The organism is Novosphingobium mississippiense (assembly GCF_044029535.1).
In the GTDB taxonomy this organism is placed as follows: Bacteria; Pseudomonadota; Alphaproteobacteria; order Sphingomonadales; family Sphingomonadaceae; genus Novosphingobium.
In genome coordinates this window covers 2,888,519-2,904,169 of the sequence record NZ_CP147001.1, presented here as the reverse complement: position 1 = coordinate 2,904,169, position 15,651 = coordinate 2,888,519, and the positions used below count along the sequence as shown (strand labels likewise).

The 15,651-nt window shown below is 65.6% G+C and carries 17 protein-coding genes; 9 read left to right on the top strand and 8 right to left on the bottom strand.

Going from position 1 to position 15,651, the window contains the following annotated elements:
- Window positions 1-3 precede the first annotated feature (3 nt).
- The 5 genes from yihA (at window position 4) to WBP06_RS13765 (ending at window position 5,164) form a co-directional block, all read left to right on the top strand.
- Entirely contained in the window at window positions 4-648 is a 645-nt protein-coding gene (yihA, locus tag WBP06_RS13785; RefSeq protein ID WP_395328793.1) for a ribosome biogenesis GTP-binding protein YihA/YsxC, read from the top strand.
- 500 nt (window positions 649-1,148) lie between these two features.
- On the top strand, window positions 1,149-2,285 hold the full coding sequence (locus tag WBP06_RS13780) for a DUF47 family protein (RefSeq protein WP_395328790.1): 1,137 nt from the start codon (window positions 1,149-1,151) through the stop codon (window positions 2,283-2,285).
- A gap of 15 nt (window positions 2,286-2,300) precedes the next feature.
- Window positions 2,301-3,302: an anion permease gene (locus tag WBP06_RS13775; protein ID WP_395328787.1), complete on the top strand. Its 1,002-nt coding sequence runs from the start codon at window positions 2,301-2,303 to the stop codon at window positions 3,300-3,302.
- A gap of 330 nt (window positions 3,303-3,632) precedes the next feature.
- A complete protein-coding gene (locus tag WBP06_RS13770) occupies window positions 3,633-4,295 on the top strand; it encodes a glutathione S-transferase family protein (RefSeq protein WP_395328784.1) in 663 nt (220 codons plus the stop codon).
- Window positions 4,296-4,303: 8 nt separating this feature from the next.
- Window positions 4,304-5,164, top strand: a complete 861-nt coding sequence (locus WBP06_RS13765) for a S1/P1 nuclease (protein WP_395328782.1) — start codon at window positions 4,304-4,306, stop codon at window positions 5,162-5,164.
- A 161-nt stretch (window positions 5,165-5,325) separates the two neighbouring features.
- Here WBP06_RS13765 and WBP06_RS13760 read toward each other — a convergent pair whose 3' ends face one another.
- Window positions 5,326-5,790, bottom strand: coding sequence for a cupin domain-containing protein (locus WBP06_RS13760; RefSeq protein WP_395328780.1), 465 nt, complete (start codon window positions 5,788-5,790; stop codon window positions 5,326-5,328).
- A gap of 68 nt (window positions 5,791-5,858) precedes the next feature.
- On the opposite strand from WBP06_RS13760, the gene dapE reads away from it, so the two are divergent.
- Window positions 5,859-7,016: a succinyl-diaminopimelate desuccinylase gene (gene dapE / locus WBP06_RS13755; protein ID WP_395328777.1), complete on the top strand. Its 1,158-nt coding sequence runs from the start codon at window positions 5,859-5,861 to the stop codon at window positions 7,014-7,016.
- Between the two features lie 162 nt (window positions 7,017-7,178).
- A complete protein-coding gene (locus WBP06_RS13750) occupies window positions 7,179-8,498 on the top strand; it encodes a dicarboxylate/amino acid:cation symporter (RefSeq protein ID WP_395328774.1) in 1,320 nt (439 codons plus the stop codon).
- A gap of 147 nt (window positions 8,499-8,645) precedes the next feature.
- Here the strand turns inward: WBP06_RS13750 and WBP06_RS13745 are convergent, their stop codons facing one another.
- Genes WBP06_RS13745 through dapB form a run of 3 tightly spaced genes read right to left on the bottom strand, consistent with a single transcriptional unit; the run spans window position 8,646 to window position 10,438 of the window.
- The gene (locus WBP06_RS13745; protein WP_395328771.1) at window positions 8,646-9,038 is read right to left on the bottom strand and encodes a hypothetical protein; all 393 of its coding nucleotides are present in this window, start codon (window positions 9,036-9,038) and stop codon (window positions 8,646-8,648) included.
- 15 nt (window positions 9,039-9,053) lie between these two features.
- Window positions 9,054-9,713 (bottom strand): endonuclease III, encoded by a 660-nt coding sequence (gene nth / locus WBP06_RS13740; protein WP_395328769.1) that lies wholly within the window; start codon window positions 9,711-9,713, stop codon window positions 9,054-9,056.
- A complete protein-coding gene (gene dapB / locus WBP06_RS13735; RefSeq protein WP_395328766.1) occupies window positions 9,710-10,438 on the bottom strand; it encodes a 4-hydroxy-tetrahydrodipicolinate reductase in 729 nt (242 codons plus the stop codon). Before dapB ends, nth begins: the two co-directional genes overlap by 4 nt.
- A gap of 36 nt (window positions 10,439-10,474) precedes the next feature.
- On the opposite strand from dapB, the gene WBP06_RS13730 reads away from it, so the two are divergent.
- Both WBP06_RS13730 and WBP06_RS13725 read left to right on the top strand, forming a co-directional pair.
- Entirely contained in the window at window positions 10,475-11,176 is a 702-nt protein-coding gene (locus tag WBP06_RS13730; protein WP_395334166.1) for an NAD-dependent deacylase, read from the top strand.
- Complete coding sequence (locus tag WBP06_RS13725) at window positions 11,173-11,511, top strand: GFA family protein (RefSeq protein WP_395328763.1); 339 nt, start codon at window positions 11,173-11,175, stop codon at window positions 11,509-11,511. The genes WBP06_RS13730 and WBP06_RS13725 overlap by 4 nt, the downstream gene beginning before the upstream one ends.
- Here WBP06_RS13725 and WBP06_RS13720 read toward each other — a convergent pair.
- The 4 genes from WBP06_RS13720 to dnaA form a co-directional block, all read right to left on the bottom strand.
- Window positions 11,490-12,287 (bottom strand): HesA/MoeB/ThiF family protein, encoded by a 798-nt coding sequence (locus WBP06_RS13720; RefSeq protein ID WP_395328760.1) that lies wholly within the window; start codon window positions 12,285-12,287, stop codon window positions 11,490-11,492. The genes WBP06_RS13725 and WBP06_RS13720 overlap by 22 nt on opposite strands.
- On the bottom strand, window positions 12,284-12,688 hold the full coding sequence (locus WBP06_RS13715; protein ID WP_395328757.1) for a DUF983 domain-containing protein: 405 nt from the start codon (window positions 12,686-12,688) through the stop codon (window positions 12,284-12,286). The genes WBP06_RS13720 and WBP06_RS13715 overlap by 4 nt, the downstream gene beginning before the upstream one ends.
- 116 nt (window positions 12,689-12,804) lie before the next feature.
- Complete coding sequence (locus WBP06_RS13710; RefSeq protein ID WP_395328754.1) at window positions 12,805-13,671, bottom strand: GGDEF domain-containing protein; 867 nt, start codon at window positions 13,669-13,671, stop codon at window positions 12,805-12,807.
- A gap of 524 nt (window positions 13,672-14,195) precedes the next feature.
- Window positions 14,196-15,629: a chromosomal replication initiator protein DnaA gene (gene dnaA / locus WBP06_RS13705; RefSeq protein WP_395334164.1), complete on the bottom strand. Its 1,434-nt coding sequence runs from the start codon at window positions 15,627-15,629 to the stop codon at window positions 14,196-14,198.
- Window positions 15,630-15,651 lie beyond the last annotated feature (22 nt).

Here is a 15,651-nt window from a genome sequence, read left to right as displayed (position 1 = left end):
TCGATGAACCCGGAACTTGAGGACGATATCGTCGAGCAGGCGCGGAAACTCTTTTCGGGACCGGTGACGTTCCTGAAGAGCGCGCCTGCGCTCCAGTTCCTGCCCGATTCCAATGTGCCTGAGATCGCTTTCTGCGGACGTTCGAACGTCGGCAAGTCCTCGCTGCTGAATGCGCTGACCGGCCGCAAGGCGATCGCGCGCACTTCGGTCACGCCGGGGCGCACGCAGGAACTGAACTTCTTCGACGTGGGTGAGCCGCTGCAGTTCCGCCTGGTCGACATGCCGGGCTATGGCTTCGCCAAGGCCCCCCCGGCGGTGGTGGAGAAGTGGCGCCGGCTGGTGCGCGACTATCTGCGTGGCCGCGTGCAACTGAAGCGCACGCTGCTGCTGGTCGATTCGCGCCACGGCGTGAAGGCCGTCGACGCCGACATGATGAAGATGCTGGACGAGGCCGCCGTCGGCTATCGCATCGTCCTGACCAAGGCCGACAAGATCAAGGCGACCGAACTGGAAAAGGTTCACGCCGAAACGATCGCCGAAGCGCGCAAGCATCCGGCCGCCTATCCCGAGGTGCACGTCACCTCGTCGGAAAAGGGCCTTGGCATTGCCGAACTGCGCGCGGCGGTTCTGGCCGATTCGCTGATCTGAGTTCGATCGGGTCGGGCGGGCAAATCCCGGCCGACCCGGTTCGATGCTCCAACCCTAACCCCTCGTGTCCCATATCCGTCGTCCCCGCGTAGGCGGGGATGCCGCTTTTCTAAGCGCGGAGAGGCGGACGCTCATTCAAGCCCGGCCCAGTGACGGGCGCCAAACTGTGGCTTCGCCGTTCGCGCGACTTCTGATGGCTTCCGCTTGAACCCAAAAGAAGCGGGGCCCCCGCCTTCGCGGGGGCGACGAGGTGGAGAGCGGGGCAGTGTAGGTTGTCGAGGTCGTAAGTGCCCTGGCACTTTCCGTTCTGGTGCAATCGCTTACGATGTCATCGCATCGTGCCTCGTCACGACAGCGTCGCATTCGTCTGGCGTAATGGCGCCTCACGAATCCGATCCTTGCCGGAACACATCGGAAAACCTCGTATGTGACGATTGCGTGACCGGCTCGCTTCGCCTAGGGGCACGCGGTCGCGCGTCAGAGAAGAAAGGAGACTCGCCATGCGCCAGATCGCCGTTCTTCCCTATCGCACCATCGGCCCCGCCGTCGATGCACCGATCCAGATCCTGCTGATCACCTCCCGCAGCACCCGCCGCTGGGTCATCCCCAAGGGTGGCCTGATGAAGGGCCTGCTGCCCCACGCCGCCGCGGCGGCGGAGGCGGAGGAGGAAGCAGGCGTGCTGGGCGCGGCTTGCCCGATCCCGCTGGGTTCGTACCGCTATCGCAAGCAGCGTGCTTCCGGCGCATCGGTCTGGGCGGATGTGGATGTATTTCCCTTCGCCGTCACCGAAGAACTTGACTCATGGGACGAACAGCATCAGCGCGAACGCCGCTGGTTCTCTCTCGCCGACGCCGCTAAGGCGGTCGACGAAGAGGATCTTCGCGCGCTGATCCGGTCTTTCGGTGCGCGCGAGTTCCGCGCTGCGGCCAGCCCCGCGCGCCTGATCGGCGCGATGGCTGACCGCATGGCCGACAAGACAGGGATCAATACAATGTTTGCCTGGTTCCAGAAGCTGCTTCCGCAGCAGGGCAATTTCTTCGATCTGTTCGAGCAGCAGGCCGCGACGCTCGTCGCCGGTGCCGACGCCTTGGCGCGTCTGGCGCAGGGCGGTTCGGGCCGCGCGCAGCACATCCGCGAGATCGAGGAGCGTGAGCACGACGCGGACAACATCACCCGCGAAGTGCTGCAGACCGTGCGCCGCACCTTCCTGACGCCGTTCGATCGTTCGTCGATCACCAGCCTGATCACGACGATGGACGATGCCATCGACGAGATGCAGCAGGTGGCCGGCGCGGTGAACCTTTACGAGGTTGCCGAGTTCGAGCCCGAGATGATCGACATGGCGGCGATCATCGTCGACGCCGCGCGTCTTACCGCCGAAATCATGCCGCTGCTGCGCAAGATCGCCGACAACGGCCACCGCCTGCATGAACTGACCGAGCGCCTGGTGCGCATGGAAGGCCATGCGGACGAGATCCACGCGCGTGGTTTGAAGCGCGTGTTCAAGCAGGACACCGGGAAGGACGCGCTGCACTTCATCGTCCGCCAGGAGATGTTCAAGCGCCTTGAACGCGTGGTCGACCGTTTCGAGGACGTCGCCAACGAGATCGACGGTCTCGTCATCGATCACGCCTGACGGTCGCACTTTCCCATGGATCACACGCTTGCCCTGCCGCTGCTGATCGGCCTCGTCGCGCTCGCGCTCGCGTTCGACTTCCTGAACGGTTTGCACGATGCGGCCAACGCCATTGCCACGGTCGTCGCCACGCGCCTGCTGTCGCCGGTGGTCGCAGTGCTGTTCGCCGCTTTCGGCAACTTCGCCGCCTACTGGATCATGGGCCTCCACGTCGCCGAGACGGTGGGCAAGGGCATCATCAACAAGGATGCCGTGACGCCCGCCGTGGTGTTCGGCGCGCTTGTGGGTGCGATGTTCTGGAATGTGCTGACCTGGATCAAGGGCATTCCGTCCTCGTCCAGCCACGCGCTGATCGGCGGCCTGTTGGGCGCGGGCATTGCCGCGGCCGGGCCGGGCGTCGTCGAATCGGACGGCACGGTGAAGACGGTGATCGCCATCGTCGCCTCGCCGGTGCTGGGCTTCCTGATCGCGATGCTGATGATGCTGGTCACCTCCTGGCTGTTTCGGGGCACCACCCCGCGCCAGTCCAACAGTGTGTTCAAGACGCTGCACTTGTTCTCGTCCGCCGCTTATTCGATCAGCCACGGCGGTAACGACGCGCAGAAGACGATGGGCGTGATCGCGGTGCTGCTCTATTCCACCGGCCACATGCAGGGCGCCTTCCACGTGCCCGAATGGGTGGTGATTTCGTGCTATCTGGCGATTTCCATCGGCACGCTGTCCGGCGGGTGGAAGATCATCAAGACGATGGGTTCGAAGCTGACCAAGCTGAACCATCATTCCGGCTTCTGCGCTTCCACCGCAGGCGCGATCGTGGTGTTCGGGGCGAGTGCGATGGGCATTCCGGTTTCGACCACCCATGCGATCACCGGCTCCGTCGTCGGCACCGGCGCCGCTCGCCGCGCCAGCGCGGTGCGCTGGTCGGTGGCCAGCCGGGTGATCGTGGCCTGGTTCGTGACGATCCCGGCCAGCGCGATTGTCGGCGCACTGTTCTACGAGATCACGCGACTCTTTTGACGGGTACGCCATTCGCATCCGCGAATGGTTTGCGGCAGAGTCCTTCGTCCGGCCTCACGGTCGGGCAAAACGGGCATCCGCCCGTTTTGAGCGGCACCGGCCCACGCCCCGTCCCGAAGAACACGAAAAGGTCCGGGGGACCTTTTCGCTGAGGGGGCGACCTCCCAAACAGCGTATCCTGGATGGGAAGTCAGGTGGGGGCGTGGGCCGGTGCCGTTTTCGGCCGTCAGGCCGAACGAAAGACTCGCTGTTCATTCTCGACTTGTCGGGGCTGAACCGATAGGCCCCGGGTTTAGACCTGGGACTTGGACCTATGGGGAATCCGCGTAAGTGAAGCTGATCATCGGCAACAAGAACTACTCCAGCTGGTCGCTTCGCGGCTGGCTGGCGTGCAAGCAGTCCGGCCTCCATTTCGAGGAGATCACCGTCCCGCTCTATGGCGACGAATGGGACGTGCAGCGCACGTCGGACGATCTCGCCCCCAGTCAGGGCAAAGTGCCGATCCTGTGGGATGGCGACGCGGTCGTGTGGGACAGCATGGCCATCGTCGAATACCTGGCCGACAAGGTGGGGCGCGATCGGTTCTGGCCCAAGGCGGACGACGCCCGCGCCATGGCGCGGTCGATGGTTGCCGAAATGCATTCCAGCTACTTCGCGCTGCGCCGCGCCTGCCCGATGAACATCCGCATGCGCGTCGAAGGCGCGACGCTGGGCGATGACGTGCGCGCCGATATCGTGCGCATCCTCACCCTCTGGGCCGAAGCGCGCGCGCGGTTCGGGCGCGGGGGGCCATTCCTGTTCGGCACCTTCAGCGCGGCGGACGTGTTCTACGCCCCGGTAGTCAGCCGTTTCCTGACGTACGGCATCGGCGTTCCCGGCTTTGCACAGGCCTATATGGAGGCGGTGTGGGAGCATGAGTGGATGCAGCAATGGATAAACGCCGCCCAGACCGAGCAATGGGTCATCGAACAGTACGAAACACCGATTAAGTGACCTCCCCCATGAAGAAGATCGTAATGACGCTGGCCGCGATGGCCGGCCTTGCCGTTTCGCTTGCCGCATCCCCCGCGTTCGCCTGGGGCGCGCTGGGCCACCGCACCGTCGCCGCCATCGCGCTGGAGAACGTGAAGCCCGCCACCCGCGCGCAGATCGCCGCGCTGCTGCGCCATCAGGGCGAACTCGATACGCCCGAATGCAGCGCCAAGACGTTCGAGGATGCAGCCGTCTGGCCGGACTGCATCAAGAACAAGGATGAGCGCTGGCGCTTCGCCTTCATGTCGTCGTGGCACTATCACGACCAGCCGGTCTGCGGCACGTTCGACCTCAAGAACGACTGCCGCGATGGCAACTGCGTCACCGCACAGATCGACCGCAACGCCCGTCTGCTGGCGGACCGCAAGCTGGCCCCGGCGATGCGGCTTGAGGCGCTGATCCTGGTCACGCACTTCGTGGGCGACGTGCACCAGCCGCTCCATGTGGGTGAGAATGCCGACCAGGGCGGCAACAAGGTGGACAGCGGCTACGGCGACGTTCCCGGTTTCAATCTCCATTCGGTGTGGGACGGTCTGCTGGCCGAACGCGCGGTCAGTTCGGCCAATCCGCCGCTGGTGCGCCGCTATTCGGCCGAGGAGAAGGCCCGCCTCGCCACCGGCAAGACCGAGGATTGGGCCCGCGAATCGTGGGAGATCAGCCGCGACGTGATCTATCCGGCGGCTTACGGCGGCAAGCTGCCCTGCGATGTGAAGGACGCCAAGGCGACCTGGAACGAAGCCGCGATCGAAGCGGCGATCCCGATCGTCGACCAGCGCATCGAGCAGGCCGGTCTGCGTCTGGCCAAGATGCTGGATGAGGCGCTGGGCTGAGATCGCGCTCAACTCCGGCTTTAATAGTACTCGTCGCCCCCGCGAAGGCGGGGGCCCCGCTTTCTGGAGCCGTAGCGCTGAGCAAGGAAGAACAAGCGGGATCCCCGCCTGCGCGGGGATGACGGGATGATGTGTTGCTGGCTTTGGCGCTGGGAAACGCCCTACCGCAGCCTGCCCGTGGGATAGGGCGTACCGTCCTTGTGAAAATAGCCGGGGCCATCGAACTTCATGTCGATGTCCGAATAGGCGCCCGATCCGTCCTGATTGCCCGCGCCGATGGCGACGAACACGCAGTCGGCGTCGCTCTCGTTGATCAGGTGATGGCCATTCGCCACGCCCTTGGGCCAGGCGCAGATGTCTCCGGCACGGAGCACGGTGCGGCCCTCATCCTCCACCAGCACAGCCTCTCCCGAGAGCATCACCAGCATCTCGTCCTCATCGTCGTGCCAGTGGCGCTGGCTGGACCAGGCGCCGGGCTTCAGCGTGACATGGCTGGCCCCGATCTCGGTCAAGCCGCTCGCAGGCGCCAGCCGGCGATACCAGCGGCCGGCCACCGGCTGGTCGAACGGGGCCGGGTAGCCCGTGCGGTTGGACGGGGTGATGGCGTCAATATCGATCTTGGGCATAGGTGCTCCCGCGCTGGCCGATGCCGAGGCTATGGTCTTGCGTGCCGACCTGTGCAATGGCCCGCAGCATGACCGAAGCCGCCCAGACCACCGCGAATGTCGTCACGCTCGCCGAAGCCCTGATCGCCTGCCCCAGCGTCACGCCTGCCACCGGCATGGTGTTCGATTGCCTGGAGGCGCAGCTGGCGCCGCTGGGCTTCGATGTGCACCGCGCGATTTCGGGCGAAGCGCCGGACGGCCCGGTCGAGAACCTGTTCGCGATCCGCAAGGGGCCGGAAGGATCGCGCCACTTCGCCTTCGCCGGCCACCTGGACGTGGTGCCGCCGGGTGAGGGGTGGTCGAGCGGGGCCTTCGCGCCCGAGATTCGCAAGGCTCCGGGGGGCGATCTGCTCTATGGGCGCGGCGCGGTGGACATGAAGGGTTCGATCGCGGCGATGGTCGCCGCCGTCGCGCAAATCCCGGCCGAGGCGGGCTCGATCAGCTTCGTCATCACCGGGGACGAGGAAGGCCCGGCCCGTTACGGCACCCTCGCGCTGATCGATCACATGCGCACCGTGGGCGCGATCCCGGACCTCTGCCTGGTGGGTGAGCCTACCTCGGTCAGCCGACTGGGGGACATGATGAAGATCGGCCGGCGCGGATCGGTGAACATCTGGCTGGAGGTCGAGGGCGTGCAGGGCCACGTCGCCTATCCGCATCTGGCCGACAACCCGATCACCAAGCTGGTCGCCATGCTGGCCGAACTGGACGCCATCGTGCTGGACGAGGGGACGGACTGGTTCCAGGCCAGCAATCTGGAAGTGACCGACCTGACCGTCGGCAATCCTGCCACCAATGTGATCCCCGCCAAGGCATCGGCGCGCATCTCGATCCGCTTCAACGACCTGCACACGGGCGAGAGCCTGTCGCAGCGCGTCAGCGCGATTGCCGCGCGCCACGGCGGCACCGCCCGCCCGGTCGTTTCCGGGGAGGCGTTCCTGACCGAGCCCGGCAATTTCTCCACCCTGCTGGCCGACGCCATCCGCGCCGAAACCGGGGTGGAACCGGAGCTTTCGACCAGCGGCGGCACCTCCGATGCGCGCTTCCTGAAGGACCTGTCGCCGGTGATCGAGTTTGGCCTGTGCAACGCAACGATGCACAAGCGGGACGAGGCGGTGGCAGTGGACGATCTGGAAGCGCTGGTGCGCATCTATCGCCGGGTGACGGAAGCGGCGCTGGCGGTTTGACGCGGAAGAGGGCCGGTGCCGCCAGAATCCGTCTGTGGCGGCCTTGTCATCGGCCCTGATTCGCCTGATTTTCGCGGACAACGTCAAGAATAAGGGCGTGCCCGGCGTTGACCGGGCGGGTCACGCTGTTAGTCTCGCCAGCAATTTTATTGCGAGGTGGGAATGGGCCGGCGGCTGACGCTTTATATCATTATCGGCATGATGCTGGGCATCGCCATGGGCTGGCTGCTGCATGCGACCATCCCGGCGGACGATCCGCGCCTTGCGCAGTGGGCCGATTACTTCAAGCTGCTGCCTGACGTTTTCCTGAAGCTGATCAAGATGATCATCGCGCCGCTGGTCTTCGCGACGATCGTCACCGGCATCTCGGGCATGGGGGACAGTGCGGCGCTGGGCCGCATCGGTGGCAAGGCGCTGGGCTGGTTCATCTCGGCCAGCCTGATCTCGCTGGGCCTTGGCCTGGTGCTGGTCAACCTGTTCAAGCCGGGCGTCGGCGCGGGCCTCACCACCGGATCGGACCTCGGCAAGCTGGAAATGGGTGAACTGACGTTGCGTCACTTCATTCTGGAAATCTTCCCGAGCAGCGCCGTCGATGCGATGGCGCAAAACAACATCCTGCAGATCCTCGTCTTCTCGGTCTTCGTCGGCGTCGGCCTGACCGCCATCGGCGAGAAGGGCGCGATCATCGTCAAGGTGAGCGAGGCCCTGTCCGAACTGATGCTGCAGGTCACCGATTACGTGATGCGCTTCGCGCCGTTCGCGGTGTTCGGCGCGCTGGCGAGCGTGATCGCCAAGCAGGGCCTTGGCATCATCGTCACCTACGGCGTGCTTGTCAGCGAGTTCTACTTCGCGATGCTGCTGTTGTGGTTGCTGCTGTTCCTGATCGGCGGCGTGTTCCTGCGCGGGCGGATCGTCACCCTGTTCCGCTATATCCGCGAGCCGCTGCTGCTCTCGTTCTCGACCGCATCGTCGGAAGCGAGCCTGCCCAAGCTGTTCGAACAGCTGGACCGCTTCGGCGTGCCGCGCCGCATCTCGGGCTTCATCCTGCCGCTGGGCTACAGCTTCAACCTCGACGGCTCGATGATCTACATGAGCTTTGCGTCGATCTTCATCGCGCAGGCCTATGGCATCCACGTGCCGATCGGCACGCAGATCTTGATGCTGCTGACCTTGATGGTCAGTTCGAAGGGTATCGCCGGCGTGCCGCGCGCCAGCCTCGTGGTGATCGCGGCGACTCTCTCGCAGTTCGGTCTGCCGGTCGAAGGCATCGCGCTGCTGCTGGGTGTCGATACCTTCCTCGACATGGGCCGCTCCGCCACCAACGTGGTCGGCAACGCGGTGGCGACGGCGGTGATCACCCGCAGCGAGGGCATGCTGCAGCCACTGGTCGATCCGGACGAGCAGATGCCCAAGGCGCCCGCGCATTCGTCGTCGGAAGGCCGCCGCGGGCTCAACATCGATCCCGAGCAGTACGAAAGCTGAGGTTGGAAACTCCTCCCCTGCAAGGGGAGGGGGACCGCCCGCAGGGTGGTGGAGGGGAGTCTCGTTACGGCGCCAGCTTGCGTCAGGCCGCGAATCCCCTCCGTCAGCGCTTCGCGCCGCCACCTCCCCGAACCGGGGAGGACGTGCCTACTGCGCCAGCTTCACCGGCACGAACGGCGCCAGTCCGCAGCCGCCGCCACGCTGGAAGCCACTGCCCACGCGCATCAGCGGATAGATGATATCCTGCCGGCACAGCTGCGAGAGCGATGTGCCGTACGTGAAGCTGTCCGCCGACCGCAGGCCGGAACAGCGATTGGGCAGCGTCACGCGCCAGACGCGATTGCCGGTGCCGCTCATGAAATCGATGGTCCAGTCGTCGCGAATGCGTGTGTTGGAGAACTGGGAAAGCGGCAGGCAGTCTTGCGCGGGGCCGATCGCTTCGGCGGCGGGGCTGACCGGCGGCGGCGGCTTGGCCTCCTGATCGCTACAGGCGGTGAGGGCGAGCGGTGCGATAGCGAGTGCGATGTGACGACGGAGCATTGGACATCCTCCTGATCAGGCAGCCTTGCGCGCGGCTCCCTTCTGCAGAACCTTGTCCTTGTAGTCGCACAAGTCAACGACCGGGCAGCGCCAGCACTCCGGCGTGCGCGCCTTGCAGATGTAGCGGCCGTGCAGGATCATCCAGTGGTGCGATCCCACCCGGAACGGCTGCGGCACCCGCTTTTCCAGCTGCTTCTCCACCGCCAGCGGGGTCTTGCCCTTGGCGATGCCGGTGCGGTTGCCGACGCGGAAGATATGCGTGTCCACCGCGAAGGTCTCCGCCCCGAAGGCGCAGTTCATCACGACGTTCGCGGTCTTGCGGCCGACGCCGGGAAGTTCGACCAGCGCGTCGCGGTCTTCCGGCACTTCCCCGTCGTAACGTTCGACCAGGATTTCGGAGAGGGCGATGACGTTCTTGGCCTTGGAATTGAACAGGCCGATCGTCTTGATGTGTTCCTTCAGCCCCTCTTCGCCCAGCGCGACCATCTGCGCAGGCGTCTTCACCTCACGAAACAGTGCCCGCGTGGCCTTGTTGACGCCGACGTCGGTCGACTGTGCGGACAGCACCACCGCGACTAGGAGCTGATAGTTGTTGCCGAATTCCAGCTCCGTCTCGGGCGAGGGATTAAGCTCTGCCAGGCGGCGGAAGAATTCGAAGATTTCGGCCTTGTTCAAAGGTCCAGCACCTGCGGCATGGTGTAGCGGCCGGCGTGCTTGTCCTTCAGCCACTGCGCCGCCTTGACCGCCCCCTTGGCGAAGATCGTGCGGTTTTCGGCAAGGTGGGAGAACGAAAGGCGCTCGTTGTCGCCCAGGAAATGCACGGTGTGGTCGCCCGCCACGGTGCCGCCGCGCAGCGCTGCGAAGCCGATGGTGCCGGCTTCGCGCTTGCCGGTGATGCCGTCACGCGCGCGGACGGCGGCGTTCGACAGGCTGATCTCGCGGCCCTTGGCGGCGGCTTCGCCCAGCAGCAGCGCGGTGCCGGAGGGCGCATCCACCTTCATGCGGTGGTGCGTCTCGACGATCTCGATATCCCAGTCCTCGCCCAGCTTGGCGGCGGCTTCGCGCACGAGGTGGGCCAGCAGGGTGACGCCCAGCGAGGTGTTGCCGGTCTGCAGCACGGGAATGTGCTGCGCGGCCGCGTCGATCAGCCAGTGGTGGCGTTCCTCAAGCCCGGTGGTGCCGACCACGATGGGAATGCCCGCATCCACCGCCGCATCGAGGTTGGCCTCCAGCGCCGTGGGGCTGGAGAAATCGATCAGCACATCGGAATGCGCGGCCAGCCCGCCGATGTCGCCATCGCGGTCCACGCCGCCGGCAAGTTCCTCGCCCGCAGCCGCAATGGCCTGTGCGATCGCGTGACCCATGCGTCCTTCGCTGCCGATAATTCCGATTCGTGCCACTTGCCGTCTCCGTTGAAGGCTGGTCTCATGGCCGGGATGAAGGACATCCGCAACATCGTCATCCTCACCGGCGCGGGCGTAAGCGCCGAAAGCGGCATCGATACCTTTCGTGATGGAGGCGGCCTGTGGGAGCAGCACCGGGTGGAGGACGTGGCGACGCCGGAGGCATTCGCCCGCGATCCCGATCTGGTGCTGCGCTTCTACGACATGCGACGGGAAGCGATCCAGACCAAGGAGCCCAACGCCGCCCACCGCGCGCTGGCCAGGCTGGACCGCGAGTGGGAAGGCGATCTGCTGATCGTCACCCAGAACGTCGATGACCTGCACGAGCGGGCCGGGGCCAAACGCGTGCTTCATATGCATGGCGAACATCTCAACGCCTGGTGCACCGCCTGCGACGCGCGCGTGCCGTGGACCGGGCCGCTGCTGGACCGCCCGGCCTGCCCCGAATGCGGAGAGGCGGCGCTGCGGCCGGACATCGTCTGGTTCGGGGAGATGCCCTACCGCATGGACGCAATTTTCGAGGCGCTGGAACAGGCCGACCTGTTCGTCTCCATCGGCACCTCGGGCGCGGTCTATCCGGCTGCCGGTTTCGTGCGGAACGCGCGCGAGTTCGGGGCGGAAACGCTGGAACTGAACCTGGAGCCCTCGCAAGGGACATCGTGGTTCGACGAAGCGCGCCATGGCCCGGCCACCGAACTGGTCACGGCATGGGTGGAAGAGGTGCTGGGCGCATGACGGTGCATCGGGGAAGCTGCCACTGCGGCGCGGTCACGCTGGAACTGGCAGACGAGCCGCACGAGGTCTGCGATTGCAACTGCTCGGTCTGTCATCGGCTGGGGACGCTGTGGTCCTATCACAGCCCGTCGAAACTGCGGATCGCAGGCGAACTCGTCGGCTACCAGACCGGCGACCGGGTGCTGACCTTCTGGCACTGCCCGCACTGCGGGTGCACCACGCACTGGAGCCCGGTGGATCCGGCGAGCGACCGGATGGGCGTGAACATGCGCCTGTTCGCGCCCGACCTGCTGGCAGGCCTGCGCGTCTATCACTACGATGGCAGATCGGCCTGAGCCGTAACTTCTACGCCGCAGGCGCGACAGCCGGGGTCCTTGGCGATCCTGAGCGGTCGCATCGAAGGGGCCATACCGTCGATCAGGTGGATCGTGCCATATTGCGGCACGCCCAGCGCCGCCTTGCCGTCTAGCAGCACGCGCATCGCATGCATGGCGGCAAAGGTGCCGACCATGCCGACCATCGCGCCCAGCACACCATCGGCAGCGCAAGTATCGCAGTCCTGCGCATCGAAGGCATCGCCCACGAAACAGCGGTAGCAGGCATGGCCTGGCAGGTGCCCGGCGAAGTTGCCGACTTGCCCCTGGAAGCGGCCAACTGCCGCACTCGTCAGAGGAATGCCGAGTTCTACACAGCAATCTGACACCAGCAGCCGAGTCGCGAAGTTGTCACACCCGTCCAGTACCACGCTCGCGCCGGAGAGAATCTCTGCCACGTTGTCACCCCCGAGACGCGTAACGTGCGGCAGGATCTCAAGGCCAAAATCAAAGCGCCGCACCCATTCGGCTGCCGCTTCCGCTTTAGGCTTGCCGATATCCGATGGCGTATAAATCGTTTGGCGTTGCAGATTGCTGACGTCCACCGTGTCGTCATCGATCAGCGTCAGGCGTCCTATCCCGGCTGCGGCGAGATACTGGAGCGCAGGGCTGCCGATTCCGCCGCAGCCGACCAGCACCACATGGGCATCGGCCAGCGCGACCTGACCGGCCCCACCCACTTCCGGAAGCACGATATGCCGCGCGAATCGCGCCAGGCGATCGGGATTCAGCATCATTCGCGGCCCGCTTCGCCGGTGCCGGAGGGCAGGCGTTCCTTCACGAAGCCGTGCATGCCGAACCACCACTGGGTGGCGATCACGCCGCCCTTGGCGGGCTGCAGCATGCCCAGCATCATCACGAGTGCCAGCGGCACCACGATCAGGAACATGCCCAGCGGCCCCATCCCGAAATCCTTGGACAGCATGATGATGACCGGCGCCATCAGGTGCCCGGTGACCAGCATGGCGATATAGGCGGGAAAGTCGTCCGCGCGTTGCGGCGTCAGGTCCAGCATGCAGGCGGTGCAGCGTTCCAGCGGCTTCAGCCACTTGCGGAACAGCCGGCCCTCGCCGCAGCGCGGGCAATGGCAGCGAATGCCGCGCAGCGCGGCCTGCCCGTAAGTGGCGGGAAGCGTCATGCCTCCGCGCCTACAGCATCGGGTGGTATCGGGCAAAGTGCAAAACGAAGATGCGGGGACGTCCAGTCGGGGGGGGGGTATGGATGGACGTCCCCGCATCAGGAGGGAGGGGCAGATCAGCCGTTGCCGGCAATCCGCACCCGATTGCGACCGCCATTCTTGGCGGCATTCAAGGCGGCGTGGGCCCGATGCGTGGCCTCACCCAGTTGCGAGAAGGCGCGCACCGGCGCCAGCCCGCAGGAAAACGTCACCGGCCAGGCATTGCCGGTGCTCTCGGGCCCCAGCATCGGATCGAGCGCGATGCTGGCGCGCAGGCGTTCCAGCACCAGCCGGGCCTCGTCCAACTGGGTGTCGGGCAGCAGCACCACGAAGGCTTCCCCGCTCCAGCGGGCGGCCAGATCGCTGCGGCGGATACCGCGTTCCAGCCTGTGGCCCACCGCGCGCAGCAGGGCATCGCCGGCGGCACGGCCGAACCGGTCGTTGATCGATTGGAAGTGGTCGATATCGATCAGGGCGATCACCGAATTGCTCTCGCCCGAGAGGACCTTTTCCGAAGTGTCGAGGAAGGCGTGGCGGCTGTGCAGCCCGGTCAGCGCATCGCGGTCGGCGGCAACGGCGGTCTGCCCGTTGCGCAGGGCGCTCTCGCTGGCGGCGAGGGCAATGCCGCGCAGCAGTTGCCCGACCAGATCGTCACCGCCGCGGGGCAGCGGCATGACGTTCTCGCCGCGCTGCACGGCGCCAAGCGCGGCGGTCGCCCGAACCAGGGGCGCCAGCAGCGCCCGTATCGCGAGAATGCCCAGCAGGGCCGCCATCAGCGATGCCGCCAGCAGGCCCAGCAGCAGGTTCGGCTGCCAATTGCCGCTCATCGCCTGAACGCCGACGAGTGCCAGCAAGGGCAGGAAAACGGCGGCCGTACACGCCAGCAGGATGCGCCATTCGTAGCGGCGCGGAAACAGGAAGGACGTGGCCCGGTAGAAGCGCATGGGGGGATGCTCCTCTCGTGCGATCGGGAAATTCCCGGTCGTGAGACAGGCTAGGGGTAGACCCTTATCCAATGGTTAAGATTTTACCATTCGTCGCGGAATCGGCACTCATGGTCGGCGGGGGGTAAGCGCAAGTCATCAGTATTGGCTGATGATTACAAGTACTTTTTCGTAAAGAACCGAGTGGTTACTTTGGGTATACGGAAAAATAGACGGATATATCGGCGTTTTAGGGACGTGCAATTGCCGCCCCATTCAAAGCCGAAGGGCGCCGTTGGCGCGATCGGCTTCGGCGCGATTTCCGCCGGAAAAACAAGGATTACGGCCGGAAACCCCTCGCTCGATCCACTTGCCGGCGACCATGCGGGGCGCAAAGCGGGAAGGGCGCGACAAGCCCAAACGATGTCGCGCGCGAGAACCGAAGTTCTCGCGCGCGATCAGGTGCGACCCTGAGGGCAAAACGTATGGAATGCGCGATCGGTTCCCGGGGCAGCCCCCCGGGAGACGTCACGAATCGGGCCGGCTCAGGATTCGAGCTGGCGCAGCAGCGAGCGCACGTCGCCGTCCATATCGGCATCGCGGGTGCGCAGTTCCTCGATCAGGCGAACCGCGTGGATTACGGTCGAGTGATCGCGGCCGCCGAACTTGCGACCGATCTCCGGGTAGGAGCGCGGCGTCAGCACCTTGGCAAGGTACATGGCCACCTGGCGCGGACGCACGACGGCGCGGGCGCGGCGCTTGGAGCTCATCTCGGTCCGGTCGATCCGGTAGAACTGGCAGACCGTGCGCTGGATCTCGTCGATCGTGATGCGGCGGCGGTTGGCCGACAGGATGTCGGTCAGCTGCTCTTCGGCCAGTTGCAGCGAAACGGCCTGGCCGGTCAGCTGGGCATAGGCGATCAGCTTGTTCAGGCCGCCAACCAGTTCACGCACGTTGCGGTTGATGGTGCGGGCCAGGAACTCGATCACGTCCGAAGGCACGTCCACCGAGGCGAAGCGGCCAAGGCGGTTTTCCAGGATCGAGCGGCGCAGTTCGATGTCCGCCGGCAGGATGTCCGCGACCAGGCCCATCGACAGGCGCGAGAGCAGGCGCGGCTCGACCCCGTCGAGCGCCTGCGGCGCACGGTCGGCGGCGAAGACCAGGCGCTTGCCTTCCTGCAGCAGCGCATCGATCGTGTAGAGCAGTTCTTCCTGCGCCGATGCCTTGCCGATGATGAACTGGATATCGTCCACCAGCAGCAGGTCGAACCCGCGCAGGCGCGACTTGAACTCGATCATCTGGTTCTGGCGCAGCGCCTGGACGAATTCGACCATGAAGCGCTCTGCCGAGCAGTAGAAGATCCGCGCATGCGGGTGGTGTTGCAGATAGGCGTGGCCGATCGCGTGCAGCAGGTGCGTCTTGCCCTGGCCGGTGGCGGCCTTGAGGTAGAGCGGCGAGAACTGCGGCGTTTCGGTGGCCGACATGCGCTGCGCGGCATTGCAGGCCAGCACGTTCGACTGGCCGGTCACGAAGCTGGCGAACGTCTGCGACGCGTCGATGCCGGCAGGGCCCTGGCCCAGCGCGGCGAACGAATCGCCCGACAGCGCGGCAGAGATCGGATCGGGCGTGCCCTGCGCCGAATCGTTGGCCGGTGCGCTGGACGGACGGCCGCCGCCGCCCAGACGCAGTTCGGGAAGCTGGCGGCGGCCCGGATGCACGAGGATGCGCACATGGCGCACGTCGGGCCGGGCGATCTTCCACGCCAGCGAGAGACGGTCCGCGAAACGATCCGCCACCCAGTTCGCCGAGAACTCGGTGGGCAGATAGAGATCAAGCGTACCGGTTTCCTTGCAGTAGTTGCCGGGCTGAATCGGCTTGATCCATTGGCTGTGCGCCTGTTGACCGAGGTCTTTGCGCAAGCCCTGGCTGATGTCCGCCCAGTCGGCCGCCAGATTCACGGCTTCCTGATCCTCTTCCATCACCAATTTTACCGCCTTCGAT

Bases quoted from the DNA above. Each gene is read 5' to 3' on its own strand.
- yihA (WP_395328793.1), top strand. From the start codon at position 4: ATGAACCCGGAACTTGAGGACGATATCGTCGAGCAGGCGCGGAAACTC.
- WBP06_RS13780 (WP_395328790.1), top strand. From the start codon at position 1,149: ATGCGCCAGATCGCCGTTCTTCCCTATCGCACCATCGGCCCCGCCGTC.
- WBP06_RS13775 (WP_395328787.1), top strand. From the start codon at position 2,301: ATGGATCACACGCTTGCCCTGCCGCTGCTGATCGGCCTCGTCGCGCTC.
- WBP06_RS13765 (WP_395328782.1), top strand. From the start codon at position 4,304: ATGAAGAAGATCGTAATGACGCTGGCCGCGATGGCCGGCCTTGCCGTT.
- WBP06_RS13760 (WP_395328780.1), bottom strand. From the start codon at position 5,790: ATGCCCAAGATCGATATTGACGCCATCACCCCGTCCAACCGCACGGGC.
- dapE (WP_395328777.1), top strand. From the start codon at position 5,859: ATGACCGAAGCCGCCCAGACCACCGCGAATGTCGTCACGCTCGCCGAA.
- WBP06_RS13750 (WP_395328774.1), top strand. From the start codon at position 7,179: ATGGGCCGGCGGCTGACGCTTTATATCATTATCGGCATGATGCTGGGC.
- WBP06_RS13745 (WP_395328771.1), bottom strand. From the start codon at position 9,038: ATGCTCCGTCGTCACATCGCACTCGCTATCGCACCGCTCGCCCTCACC.
- WBP06_RS13730 (WP_395334166.1), top strand. From the start codon at position 10,475: ATGAAGGACATCCGCAACATCGTCATCCTCACCGGCGCGGGCGTAAGC.
- WBP06_RS13725 (WP_395328763.1), top strand. From the start codon at position 11,173: ATGACGGTGCATCGGGGAAGCTGCCACTGCGGCGCGGTCACGCTGGAA.
- WBP06_RS13720 (WP_395328760.1), bottom strand. From the start codon at position 12,287: ATGATGCTGAATCCCGATCGCCTGGCGCGATTCGCGCGGCATATCGTG.
- WBP06_RS13715 (WP_395328757.1), bottom strand. From the start codon at position 12,688: ATGACGCTTCCCGCCACTTACGGGCAGGCCGCGCTGCGCGGCATTCGC.
- WBP06_RS13710 (WP_395328754.1), bottom strand. From the start codon at position 13,671: ATGCGCTTCTACCGGGCCACGTCCTTCCTGTTTCCGCGCCGCTACGAA.
- dnaA (WP_395334164.1), bottom strand. From the start codon at position 15,629: ATGGAAGAGGATCAGGAAGCCGTGAATCTGGCGGCCGACTGGGCGGAC.